The organism is Paramesorhizobium endophyticum (assembly GCF_014640615.1).
Taxonomy (GTDB): Bacteria; Pseudomonadota; Alphaproteobacteria; order Rhizobiales; family Rhizobiaceae; genus Paramesorhizobium; species Paramesorhizobium endophyticum.
Genome location: NZ_BMHH01000008.1, coordinates 1 through 12,514 on the forward strand (window position 1 = coordinate 1; position 12,514 = coordinate 12,514).

Annotated in this window: 12 protein-coding genes; 7 read left to right on the plus strand and 5 right to left on the minus strand. The window is 60.2% G+C overall.

The genetic code is table 11. From position 1 onward, the window contains the following. Positions 1–321: GntR family transcriptional regulator (locus IEX53_RS11215; protein ID WP_210311639.1), on the minus strand; the 321-nt coding region annotated here is incomplete at its 3' end. A gap of 66 nt (positions 322–387) precedes the next feature. Between IEX53_RS11215 and IEX53_RS11220 the strand changes: the two genes are divergently transcribed. The 7 genes from IEX53_RS11220 (at position 388) to IEX53_RS11250 (ending at position 7,969) form a co-directional block, all read left to right on the plus strand. Then, a complete protein-coding gene (locus IEX53_RS11220) occupies positions 388–2,091 on the plus strand; it encodes a thiamine pyrophosphate-binding protein (RefSeq protein WP_188824266.1) in 1,704 nt (567 codons plus the stop codon). Continuing rightward, entirely contained in the window at positions 2,091–3,344 is a 1,254-nt protein-coding gene (locus IEX53_RS11225; protein WP_188824267.1) for an NAD(P)/FAD-dependent oxidoreductase, read from the plus strand. The genes IEX53_RS11220 and IEX53_RS11225 overlap by 1 nt, the downstream gene beginning before the upstream one ends. 30 nt (positions 3,345–3,374) lie before the next feature. After that, positions 3,375–4,349, plus strand: a complete 975-nt coding sequence (locus tag IEX53_RS11230; protein ID WP_188824268.1) for a TRAP transporter substrate-binding protein — start codon at positions 3,375–3,377, stop codon at positions 4,347–4,349. 67 nt (positions 4,350–4,416) lie between these two features. Next, positions 4,417–4,956 carry a TRAP transporter small permease gene (locus tag IEX53_RS11235; RefSeq protein ID WP_188824269.1) on the plus strand — a complete coding sequence of 180 codons (540 nt, stop codon included), beginning with the start codon at positions 4,417–4,419 and terminating at the stop codon, positions 4,954–4,956. A 10-nt stretch (positions 4,957–4,966) separates the two neighbouring features. Next, positions 4,967–6,283, plus strand: a complete 1,317-nt coding sequence (locus IEX53_RS11240; protein WP_210311640.1) for a TRAP transporter large permease — start codon at positions 4,967–4,969, stop codon at positions 6,281–6,283. Positions 6,284–6,293: 10 nt separating this feature from the next. Further along, a complete protein-coding gene (locus IEX53_RS11245; RefSeq protein WP_188824270.1) occupies positions 6,294–7,028 on the plus strand; it encodes a sulfite exporter TauE/SafE family protein in 735 nt (244 codons plus the stop codon). Then, the gene (locus IEX53_RS11250) at positions 7,025–7,969 is read left to right on the plus strand and encodes a hypothetical protein (protein WP_236016146.1); all 945 of its coding nucleotides are present in this window, start codon (positions 7,025–7,027) and stop codon (positions 7,967–7,969) included. The genes IEX53_RS11245 and IEX53_RS11250 overlap by 4 nt, the downstream gene beginning before the upstream one ends. A 60-nt stretch (positions 7,970–8,029) precedes the next feature. Here the strand turns inward: IEX53_RS11250 and IEX53_RS11255 are convergent, their stop codons facing one another. The 4 genes from IEX53_RS11255 to IEX53_RS11270 form a co-directional block, all read right to left on the minus strand. Then, complete coding sequence (locus IEX53_RS11255; protein ID WP_188824271.1) at positions 8,030–10,096, minus strand: TRAP transporter permease; 2,067 nt, start codon at positions 10,094–10,096, stop codon at positions 8,030–8,032. An 89-nt stretch (positions 10,097–10,185) separates the two neighbouring features. After that, the gene (locus IEX53_RS11260) at positions 10,186–11,169 is read right to left on the minus strand and encodes a TAXI family TRAP transporter solute-binding subunit (protein WP_188824272.1); all 984 of its coding nucleotides are present in this window, start codon (positions 11,167–11,169) and stop codon (positions 10,186–10,188) included. A gap of 249 nt (positions 11,170–11,418) precedes the next feature. Further along, positions 11,419–11,769 carry a hypothetical protein gene (locus IEX53_RS11265; RefSeq protein WP_188824460.1) on the minus strand — a complete coding sequence of 117 codons (351 nt, stop codon included), beginning with the start codon at positions 11,767–11,769 and terminating at the stop codon, positions 11,419–11,421. After that, positions 11,766–12,413 carry a TenA family protein gene (locus IEX53_RS11270; RefSeq protein ID WP_188824273.1) on the minus strand — a complete coding sequence of 216 codons (648 nt, stop codon included), beginning with the start codon at positions 12,411–12,413 and terminating at the stop codon, positions 11,766–11,768. Before IEX53_RS11270 ends, IEX53_RS11265 begins: the two co-directional genes overlap by 4 nt. Positions 12,414–12,514 lie beyond the last annotated feature (101 nt).

A 12,514-nucleotide genomic window follows, 5' to 3' on the forward strand; every position in this document is an offset into this window, starting at 1 on the left:
GCTACCCCTTACCCGGGCCGGACTTTCACCGGCTGGAACGCGCCAGCTTCGCCTGGCGCACCAGAAAAATCCCTTGCCCGGCTGAAAGTCGATCAGTTGTTCGGCAACCAGCCGATTCAGCGCTTCGCGCAGCGGTGTGCGGCTGGCATCCAGCTCACGCGCCAGCATCACTTCGTTAAGACGCTCGCCCGGACGAAGGCGGAAGTTCACCGTCATTTCCTTCAGTTGCGCGTATAGAGCCTCGACCCGTCCCTCGCTCATTCCTGCTCCTCGGATAAATTGGTCTGGCTTCTTGACATAGGCAGCGGTGATATTCAACATGCAGTTCTGTATACAGCGCCGCATTCAGAATTTCCAGTAACCAATTTGCAAAGGACTGCTCCTTCAATGACAGACCAAAGCCGCCCCAACACGCTGACAGCCGCCGAAGCGATGGTGCGCATGCTTGAAGCTCATGGGGTCACCCACATGTTCGGCCTATGTGGCGATACGACCTTGCCCTTCTACGATGCCCTGGCGACCGTCGACCACGGCATTACCCACATTTTGACCCGCGACGAGCGCCATGCCGGCTACATGGCCGATGGCTATGCCCGGGTCACCGGAAAACCGGGCGTCTGCGAAGGGCCTTCCGGAGGTGGCGCTACCTATATCCTGCCTGGCCTGGTCGAGGCCAACGAGAGCTCGATCCCGATCCTGGCCATTACAAGCGATATCTCCACGAATTCGCGCGGACGCTATCCGCTGACCGAACTGAACCAGGTGGGGCTGATGCGACCGCTGACCAAATGGAACGCCTCGATCGATGATCCCGCAAGACTGCCGGCCATGGTGCGCGCAGCCTTTCGGGCGATGACCACCGGCAGGCCCGGTTCGGCCCATATCGCCTTTCCGTTCGATACGCAGAAGGGCCCGTCCGACCCCACCGAAATCTGGGCCGACCACCACCATTGCGTCTATCCGACGGAGCGCTCCGCACCCGATCCGAAAGCCATCCGCGATGCCGCCGACGCCCTGCTGTCGGCGAAATCGGCGGTTGCGATCTGCGGCGGCGGTCCGGTGATCGCGGGCGCCGAGGCCGAACTGCTGCGTCTGGCACGCCTTCTGGACCTTCCGGTGGCCACCACCGTCTCCGGCCAAGGGTCGATAGCCGAGATCGATCCCCTCGCAGTCGGCGTCGTCGGCTCCAATGGCGGAGTGCCCTCCACGCGTGCCGTCGTCGATGAGGCCGATCTCGTGCTTTTCATCGGCTGCCGGGCAGGCTCGGTCACCACCGAACGGTGGCAATCGCCCAAGAAGCACACCCGGATCGTCCATATCGACAGCGACCCGCTGGTCATCAGCGCCAATTATCAGACGGAAGTGGCCATCTGCGCCGACGCCAGGCTGGCGCTGGCTGCCCTCTGCGAGGAGCTGGAAAGCCGTGACGTCGCCATTTCCCAGAGCGGCGCTGCGCGCGCCAAACGCGCCTGGGACCTGAAACTTGCCGCCTTCTCGCCGTTGGCCTCATCCACTGATCGCCCGATCAGGCCGGAAAGGGTGATCGCGGCACTCAGTTCTCTGCTCGGCGACGATGCGATCATCGTCGCCGACCCCGGTACGCCTTGTCCATATTTCTCCGCCCATTATCGTTGGCGCAAATCCGGGCGCAACTTTATCACCAACCGCGCCCATGGGGCGCTCGGCTATGCGCTTGCCGCCTCGATGGGCGCCCATGTCGGTCGTCCAGACGTAAAGACGGTTGCCGTCATGGGCGACGGCTCTTTCGGCTTTTGCTGCGGCGAATTCGAAACCATCGTTCGTGAAAAGATGCCTATCACCGCGATCGTCTTTTCCAACGCCACCTATGGCTGGATCAAGGCCGGCCAGAATACTGGCTTCGGAAAGCGGTTCTACAATGTCGACTTCAACCGCACGGACCATGCCGCAGTCGCTAGTGCCTTCGGCGTCAAGTCGTTTCGGGTGGAGGACCCCGAGATGTTGATCCCGGTGCTCAGAGAGGCCATTGCGTATGACGGCCCGACGCTCGTCGATATCATTGCCCAGCCGCTGCACGAAGCTGCCGCACCGGTCAGCGAGTGGGTTGCCTGATGGCAATAGCCGAACCCAGACATGTCGTGATCGTTGGAGCAGGAATAGTCGGTGTCTCGACCGCCGTCTGGCTGCAACGCGCCGGCCATCGGGTGACGCTTATCGATCGGCTGGGAGTCGCCGAACGCACAAGCTACGGCAATGGGGGCGTTCTGGCCTCCTGCTCGATCGTGCCGGTAACGGTTCCGGGTCTTATGCGCAAGGCGCCGCGCATGTTGTTCGACCGTAGCCAGCCATTGTTCCTGCGCTGGCCCTATCTGCCGAAGCTGGCGCCTTGGCTGGTTCGTTATCTCAGTCATTGCAATGCGAAGGATGTCGAACGCATTGCCATGGCTATTCACGGCATTGTTGGAGACAGCCTTTCCGACCATCAGGCGCTTTCGGTCGGAACGGGCGCGCAACGATACCTGATCCCCTCGGATTACGTCTTCGTCTACAGCGACCGCGCCCATTTCGCGCAAGATGCCTTCGGCTGGGGCATCCGCAAGGCCCATGGCATTGCCTGGGAGGAACTGGAAGGGAGCGCGCTCCAGGACTATGATCCGAGCTTTTCGCCGATGCTCGGCTTCGGCGCGCGGCTTGGTGGGCATGGGTTGATCTCGGATCCAGGTGCCTATGTGAAAGCGCTCGCCGCCCATGCGCAGGCAGGCGGCGCCACCTTCCGAAAGGGCGACGTCAGCGATGTTGTCCACGCGCAAGGCAAGGTCAGCGGCGTTCGCCTCGGTGGCGAGACGCTGATCTGCGACGATGTAGTGATCGCCACCGGTGCCTGGTCGAAACCGCTTGCGCGAATGCTCGGACTTGACGTGCCTCTCGAAAGCGAACGCGGTTATCACATCGAATTGCTGGAACCCAATATCATGCCCCGTTCGCCGGTGATGATGGCAGCCGGAAAATTTGTGGTGACGCCGATGGAGAGCCGCATACGTCTGGCTGGCATTGTTGAATTCGGCGGACTCAATGCGCCCGCTTCGCGCCCCCCGTTCGACCTTCTGATGCGCAATATCAAGGCTGCGATGCCAACTCTTACCTGGAAAGGCACCCGGGAATGGATGGGGCATAGGCCGGCACCAGCGGATTCAATTCCCGTAATTGGTGCGGTACCGACGATTTCCGGCGCCTGGCTCGGCTTCGGCCATCATCATATCGGCTTGACCGGCGGACCCAAGACCGGTCGGCTACTCGCGCAGATGATCTGCGGACAGAAAACAAAACTCGACCTTGCACCATATGCGCCAATCCGATTTCAATAATGCCACGAACAAAAAAGGGGAATTTTACAAATGAAAAAAATGACTTCGGTTCTTGCCGGCACCGCATGCAGCCTGACATTGGCTACATCGGCCTTCGCCGAAAAGTGGGATATGCCGGTTGCCTACCCGGCCACCAATTTTCACACCGAAACGGCCGTAGCCTTCACCAAATGCGTAGCCGACAGCACCAAGGGCGGTCTCGAGATCGTCACCCATGCCAACGGCTCGCTATTTGCCGGCAACGACATCAAGCGGGCGGTACAGACCGGGCAGGCACCGATCGGCGAACGCCTGCTTTCGGCGCATGCCAATGAAAACCCGCTGTTTGCCGTCGATTCCATTCCTTTCCTTGCCAGTTCCTTCGACGCTTCCAACAAGCTCTGGTCGGCGGCACGCGAGAAGGTCAGCGCCGCGCTCGAAGCCCAGAACCTGATCTATGTCTATGCCGTTCCGTGGGCGCCACAGGGGCTCTTTACAAAAAAGCCAGTCGCTTCGGCCGCCGACCTCAAGGGTGTGAAATTCCGCGCCTATAATGCGGCGACCGCCCGTATCGCCGAGCTTGCCGGTATGGTGCCGGTGCAGATCGAGGCAGCCGAACTCAGCCAGGCGCTGGCGACCGGAATTGCCGACAGTTTCGTCTCCTCAGGCTCGACAGGCGTGGATTCCAAGGTCTGGGATAGCCTGAAATATTTCTACGACGTCCAGGCCTGGTTGCCGCGCAATGTCGTCTTCGTCAATAAAGGGGCATATGACGGACTCGACGACGCCTCCAAGAAGGCGTTGATGGATTGCGGCGCCAAGGCGGCGGAGGCCGGGGAAGCCACGTCCAGGAAACTTACGGCCCAATACCTCAAGACGTTCGCCGAAAACGGCATGACGGTTAGCGATCCCACCGCACAGTTGAAGAACGACCTCCACGGTTATGGCGCGACGATGACGGACGAGTGGCTGGCCAAGGCCGGGGCCGACGGCAAGGCGATCATCGACGCCTACAAGGCGAAGTAACCCTTGGGCAAGACAATGCCCGGCGGGTCCTCTGCCGGGCTTACCTTTCTCTGCTCAAGGGGCCACCATGTACGGATCAACTCGCAAGAACCCGGTGCGCCTGGTTCTCGATCGCCTTTATAATGCAGCTGGCGTCGTTTCTGCCTTGTGCCTGGTCGCCATTCTGCTGGTCATCGTCGCGCAGATGGTGGCACGCTGGTCGAGCCTGACCTTTCCAGGCAGTGCCGAATATGCCGGCTATCTGATGGCCTCGGCATCGTTCCTCGCCTTTGCCCACGCCCTTAATCACGGCGCTCATATCCGCGTCAACCTGCTCCTGACTGCCTTGGGCCGGTACAAGTTCTGGGGTGAGCTCTGGTGCCTGACGGTAGCCACCGCCGCCTCGACCTATGTCGCCTGGTATGCAGTCAAGCTGGTCTACTGGTCGCGCAAGCTCGGTGATATCAGCCAGGGCCAGGATGAAAGCATGATGTGGATCGTGCAATCGCCAATGGCGGCCGGTGCCATCCTGCTGGCCATCTGCTTTGCCGACAATCTTCTTACGCTCATCATGACCGGCAGGGATAATATCGCAACCGACCTGGCTGAACAAAGCCACGGCGAATAGGGGCACCATCATGATTGCAGAACTCGCCCCAGTCGCCATTTTCCTCTTCGTTCTCTTCCTTCTGCTCGGCACTGGCGTCTGGGTAGGCCTGGCGCTGCTGGGCGTTGCCTGGTTCGGGATGGAGCTATTCACCAATCGTCCGGTCGGCGACGCGATGATGACGATCATCTGGCGTTCTTCCTCTTCCTGGTCGCTGACTGCGTTGCCGCTGTTCATCTGGATGGGCGAAATCCTTTTTCGCACCCGCCTGTCAGAAGACATGTTCAAGGGGCTTTCGCCGTGGATGGCGAAGCTGCCGGGCGGCCTCCTGCACACCAATGTCGTCGGTTGCACCGTCTTTGCCGCCGTCTCCGGTTCCTCAGCGGCGACATTGACAACCGTCGGCAAGATGTCGATCCCTGAGCTCCGGCGCCGCAATTATCCCGAAAAGATGGTGATCGGCACCCTGGCGGGGGCCGCGACCCTCGGGCTGATGATCCCGCCGTCACTGACGCTGATCGTCTACGGCGTCACGATCAATGAATCGATTACGAAGCTCTTCATCGCAGGTATCGTGCCCGGCCTGGTGCTAGCTGCCCTGTTCATGGGCTACGTCGCGATCATGGCGAAACTCTCGAAGGGCTATCATCCTGATCCCGAACCGGCGATGAGCCTCAGGCAAAAACTGGTCAATTCGCGCTTCCTTCTGCCGGTGATGTCCCTGATCCTGGTGGTCATCGGCTCGATGTATCTAGGCGTTGCCACAGCGACCGAGGCTGCCGCCTTCGGTGTCATCGGCTCGCTGCTGCTGGCCGCGGCGCAAGGCTCATTGAACCGAAAAACGCTGATGGAAAGCCTGATGGGCGCCACGCGGACCTCAGCGATGATCGCGCTGATTCTCGCCGGCGCCTCTTTCTTGTCTTTGTCGATGGGTTTTACCGGCTTGCCGCGGGCGCTGGCCGAATGGATCGCCTCGATGGAACTGAGCCGCTTCGAACTCCTGATGGCCCTTCTGGTGTTTTACATCGTTATCGGCTGCATTCTCGATGGCATTTCCGCAGTCGTTCTCACCATCGCTGTGGTCGAGCCGATGATCCGCCAGGCCGGTATCGATCTCATCTGGTTCGGCATCTTCATCGTCGTCGTCGTTGAAATGGCGCAGATCACCCCGCCAATCGGCTTCAACCTGTTCGTGTTACAGGGTATGACCGGGCATGAAATGAACTTCATTGCCCGGGCAGCTTTTCCAATGTTCCTCATCATGGTGTTGATGGTCTTCATCCTGATCGCGTTTCCTGATCTCGCCACCTGGCTGCCGGAACACATGCGGCAGGGGCCGGCGGGCTAGGAGCTGGCCGTTGATCCCCGATCTCTTTTCCTCGCCGATGCTGATGGTGGCTGTATTTGCCATCGTCATGGTTGCCGCCATCGTTCAGGCCGGACTCGGCATGGGTTTCGGGCTGACGGCCGCGCCGCTGCTGGCGCTGATCGACCCGGCGCTGGTGCCGGCACCGGCGTTGTTTCTCGGCATGCTCACCGCAATTTGGGGGGCATGGCGCGAGCGCGATGCCATTGCCTGGAACGAAGTCAGCCTCGGAGTTGTCGGGCGGCTCTGTGGGGTAATCGCCGCGACCCTAGTGCTCACGGCGCTGCCCGACCGCCATACGTTCATGCTGCTGTTTGGACTGATGATTGCCGCGGCGGTGCTTCTGTCGTTGATCGGTTGGCAGTTCGCTTTCAACCCTGCCACGCTGCTGGCAATGTCGGGCGTTTCTGGATTGATGGGCACCATAACGTCGGTCGGCGCCCCGCCGCTGGCGCTCATCTATCAGGGACGCTCCGCCCGTCAGGCACGCCCGACGCTGGCTGCCTTCTTTGCAATCGGCTGCATCCTGTCGCTGGGCGGACTCTATGTCAGCGGCTGGGCCGGTCTGAAGGACGCAGCGCTGGCTGCCGTGATGGTGCCGCCGATGTTGCTGGGAACGGTCGTGGCTCGCTATCTCGGTGCCCATTTCGACAAGCGGTTCCGTGTTGCGCTGTTGGCCGTTTCAGCGGCTGCCGCGCTGACGCTGATCTTGCGAGGCACGCTGTGAGCCTGCTTCATCATTTTCTGCATTTTCTCGCCCGCCATGGCCGTTACGTGCTGGTGGGCGGGCTGGTCGTGGGGATTGCATTTCCCGCACTTGCCGCCCTGCTACAGCCAATGATTCCTGAAATCGTGGCAATCATGCTGTTCGCGGCAGCGCTGCGGATCGGTCCTGCCCAGGCCTTCGGTCGCCTTGGCGACATCCGTGTCTCTCTCGGCATGGTGGCGCTTTACCAGCTGCTGCTGCCTTGCGGCCTGGCCCTGGCCTTCCTTTTCCTCGGCCTTAGCGGGCCATTGGCAACCGGCGCGGTGCTGGTAACCGCGGCCTCGCCGATTTCCGGCAGCCCCAATCTCACGCTGCTGACGGGAAACGATCCGGCACCCGCCCTGCGTTTGCTGATTACCGGCACCGCGCTTCTGCCACTGACCGTCCTGCCGGCATTCGCGTTGTGGCCGGCATTCGGCACGGCCGGCGCCGTCATCTTTGCCTCCGTCAAGCTCGTTTGCCTGATTGGCGTTGCAGCGGCCCTGGCATTCGCTATCCGGCATTTCCTTTTACCGCGGCCGGATGCGCGCACGATTACTGCCATTGACGGCTTTTCCGCGCTGATGATGGCAATCGCGGTGATCGGCCTGACGTCAGCAATAGGCCCGGCTTTCACCAGCCGCCCGGGGGCGCTCGTCATGAACCTGCTTGCCGCCTTCGCGGTGAATTTCGGCCTGCAGGTGCTGGCCTTCAGCGTCGTGCGCGTGCGTGAGCCAGCGAAGGCCGTCGCTTATGCGATCGTTGCCGGCAACCGCAACGCCATGCTGTTCCTAGCCGCCCTTCCGGTCGCAGCAATGGAACCGCTATTGCTGTTCATCGCCTGCTATCAGGTGCCGATGTACCTGACGCCCATCTTGCTTGGCAAACTCTACGCGGCTGATCGAGATCGGTCGTACCCTTAGCATTGTTGCACGACCGCATCTCTCATCGCTTATCGTAAGTGGTATTCGCCAATCGTTGGTTCATTGCTCTACTGCAACTGCGCCCAACTCGCGCTGCCGGGCTATCCACTGGTTGGCCAGTACGGGGACGGTGATTAAAAGCCCCACCAGCGACGAAACGAGCTCTGGCACGACGAACAAGATCGCTGCCGCGATCAGCAGAAGCTTTTCCCAGATCATGGTTCTGACCAGAAGAAAGCCTGACAGCGAGGAGCCGAGGCAGAAGATTCCGAGTACACAACCGGTAAAGGCGACGGCGAATTTGGTCCAGGTAAAGTCGGCGGTTACCAGGAGCAACGAGGGCGAAAACACGAAGACGAAGGGCACCAGCACCTTGCCAAGCCCCAGGCGGAAGGCGGTATTGCCGGTTTTGAATGGATCCGCCCCGGCCATTCCCGCCGCCGCATAGGCGGCCAGCGCCACCGGTGGGGTGATGTCGGCCAAGACGCCATAATAGAATACGAAGAAGTGCGCGACGATCGGCTCCACGCCGAGCATGCCCAGCGTCGGGGCGGCGATGGTGGCCATGATGATGTAGTTGGCCGTGGTCGGAATGCCGCAGCCCATCAGAATGCAGACGATCCCGGTCATGATCAGCGTGAACAGCAGCGTAAGGGTCGATGGACCGAACCATGTGGCGGGGATGATCGTGCCCGCCCATGTGGCCATCTCCGCAGCGGTCGTGGTAACGATATAGGAGATTTTGAAGCCAACCCCGGTAAGCGTCACGACCCCGACGATGATGCCGACAGTGGCGGCGGCGGCGCCGACGGCAAGGGCGTATTTGGCGCCGTCGCGTAGACCTTCGAGAACTTCGACCACCGACATCCGGCGTTTCGGGTTCAGCAGACCGACGGCGATGCACAGCGTAATACCCCAGAATGCGGCAAGGTAGGGCGTGTAGCCGGAAAGCAGAATGCCGATCAAGACGACCAGCGGAATGACGGTCGGCCAATCGCGCTTGAAGGCTTCTTTGAGGTCCGGCATTTCCTCTTTCGTCATCCCGCGCAGACCTTCCCGCTTGGCTTCGAAATGCACCTGAACCAGCACGCCGAAAAAATGCATGAAGGCCGGCACAACCGCCGCCAGAATGATCGTGGTATAGGGCAGGTTGAGGAACTCGATCATCAAAAAGGCCGCCGCCCCCATGATCGGCGGCGTGATCTGGCCGCCGGTCGAGGATGCGGACTCAACTGCCGCGGCAAAGGTGCGCTTGTAGCCAAGTCGGATCATCGCCGGAATGGTCAGCGAGCCGACGGTCACCGTATTGGCTACCGACGAACCGGAAATCATCCCGAACAGAGCCGAGCCGAAGATCGAGATCTTGGCCGGGCCACCCGCATAGCGCCCGGCGACCCAGGCGGCGCAGTCAAGAAACAGCTGCCCGAGGCCGATGCGGGTGGCAAAGACCCCGAAAAGCACGAAATGGAAAACATAGGTAGCGACGACACCAAGCGCGATGCCATAAATGCCCTGACTGGTCAAATAGAGATGGTTGATCAACTGCGAAACGGAGGCGCCCGGATGCACGAGAATTCCCGGCATGGATGGCCCATAAAGCGCGTAGACCATGAACAGGACGGCAATGATCGGCAAGGGCCAGCCTACCGAACGGCGCGTGGCTTCCAAGAGGACCACCACCAGCAGGCCGCCGAGCACGACGTCCGTGGAGGTTGGATTGCCGACCCGGAAAGCGAGATCGTCCAGCGGGATAAGCGGCACATGCATGACCGCGATGATTGCTCCCACTGCAAGGGCCCAGTCGATAAGGGAAATGCCCAGGGGTCGCAGCAATCCGGATGCAGAAGGCTCGGCATAGCCGGCACGATTGACCGGAAAGACCAGGAAGATCAATCCCATGACAAAGGAAAGGTGAATGCCGCGTTGCAGCATTTCCGGCAGCAATCCGAACCCGGCAGTATAGTAATGGAACAGGGACAGCAGGATCAGCAGTCCGCCAACCAGCTTGGCGGCAACGGGTGCCAGCGGACGAAAGCGGATTTCGGCATCGAACTGTTCTTCCAGTGCCCTCGCCTTGACCTCGTCCAACTCCATAGCGGACACTTTTCCCTCGCCATTTGGCGTCATCGTCGTCTACTCCCCACAAAATTATTGTCAAACGCAAGGCGGCGGCCAGCGATGCCGGCCGCCGCACCTGCGGACGAAGTTCCTGGAAGCTATTTCAGCACACCGGCTTCCTTGTAGAAGCGTTCGGCACCCGGATGTAGCGGAATGCCCAGGCTGGTGGTGGCGTTCTGCAAGGTGATCATCTTGCCCTTGGCATGGCCAGCATCAAGGGCCGTTCGCGTGGCATCGTTCCACAGAACCTTGGTAATGTTGTAAACAAGGTCGTCGGACTGCTTGGCGCTGGTCACCCACTGCGCGGCAACGGAAATGGTTGGGGTCGCGTCAACACCGGCATAGGTGCCGGCGGGAACGGTATCCTTGGAAAAGAAGCTGTATTTGCCGATCATCTTGTCGACTTCGGGTCCCTCGATCGGCACCAGCGAGATACCGCTGGACGTAGCAAGCTCCGAAATCGCCCCGGTCGGATAGCCGCCCACGAAGAAATAGGCATCAAGGCCACCATCGCGCAGCCGGTCCCCTGCAGGTCCCGGCTTCAAGTGCTCCGCCTGGATGTCCGATTCGCTGAGGCCGTAGGCGGCCAATACGATGCGGGCGTCGACGATAGTGCCCGAGCCGGGCTCGTCGATTGAGACGCGCTTGCCCTTCAGATCGGCCACCGACTTGATACCAGCATCCTTGCGGGCGACCAGATGGATGGTCTCCGGGTAGAGCGTGGCGATCAGGCGAAGATCCTCGACCTTTCCCTTGCCGTCATAGAGGCCGGTGCCGCTATAGGCCCAATAGGCGACGTCGGACTGTGTAAAGCCCGATTCCATCGTTCCGCTCTGGATGGCGTTGATATTGGCGACCGAACCGTTGGATGCGACTGCTGTGGCGACGAGATTGGGCACACCTTTGTCGGCGTTGCCGGAGATTGCGTTGGCGATCAGGCCGCCGATCGGATAATAGGTGCCGGCCGTTCCGCCTGTGCCGATCCGAAAGAAAGTAGGTGTCTGCGCAACTGCCAGGCCGATGCCTAGAGCAAGCGTGCCGACCGCCGCGCCAATCGTGATAAATCGTCTGTTGAAAATCATGATGTTCCCTTTCTCCTTTTTCATCCCACATCGAGAACTGTAACCGGCCTCACGGGATAATCAATGCCCAGCGGATACGCCGCCAAGCGCGCGGCGAAGGGCTATGTGCTGAACGTCACCGGCGGCGACTGAAATGCTATGGTCCGGCCAGCCGTTCGAGTGCTCATCCCGCCTGAAAGTCGTGAAGCCGGTCCCCCCAGGGTCCTTCGGCGTGTTTTCAGCGATATGCCATGTATCCAATTAAGCCCGTTATTTTCCAGCGCGTCTCATCGCGGCGGCAGAAGTAAAGGTCTGCCAGTTAAGGCGATCCACAGAACCATCTGTCCTGGCAATTTCGCCATCGAACTTTTTGTGCGCGATGGCGAAGACGATTTCCTTTTGAGGGTCTGGACAGGGGCAGGTTTTGACGGTGACCGACGCTTGTTGACTGTAGAAGTTTGAAGCCAGTCCCCGCGATAGCGTCAGGCTTGGATTAACGACCTGAAGCCGCTTCAACTGATCGGAAGCGGCGAAGCTTCTTTCACGGTCGATATTGGACTGTTCGCCTTGCTTGCCAATATTGCGGTGGCAATCGCGGTTAATGCTGCAATACCCGGTCACCCCTCGGTCACAAAGGCGGCGTTGAAAAAGGCAAGTTCAAGCGCCACCGCCCGCAGGAAGAAATCTCGGCTTAGATCAGCCTGAGCGGGTCCGATCCGATCAAGTTCCTCGCGCAAGAAGGCCACGAAGTCACGGAAATCGGAATTGTCATGCAGTGTAATCCATTCGGCATGAACAAAATTCTTCGGCAATGGCTTTGGAGCTCGGGAAGCCCAATCGAGATAAAGCCATTCGGCGACGTTCAGGACAGAAAGTATAGCAACGTAAGAGCGGGTTTCCGCAGCTTCGCGCATGATGTTCTGGAAGCCTTTGGTGGGCTTGGTATCCGGAATGTCTGTACGCTGCCCATCCGTCACTCCCAGCGCCTTGAATGCGCGCAGGAAATAGGTGTTCTCCTCATTCGATACCATGCCGGCGAAGCGACCGAAGCGAAGGCGCGCCGTGAACGTATCGGCGGTGGCGATCGCCGCGCCGATCAGCGTCAGGAAACTATCCAGGAAACGATGGTCTTGCACCAGATATGCGGCCATCACCTCGTCGGGGATGGTTCCTGTGCAAAGCTGTTTGACGAAGCGATGCTCGACCGCCCATGTCCAATTCGGCTCGCTGGCTTGCCTAAGCGTTTCGGTGAACCGTGCGGTCATGATGCTTCTCTCCGTGGCGCATATCGAAATCGTGGATTTCTGGCACGGGGCCGCTTCGCAATGCAAGCTTGCGAATATTGTGCCGCGACCTGAATGCGAAG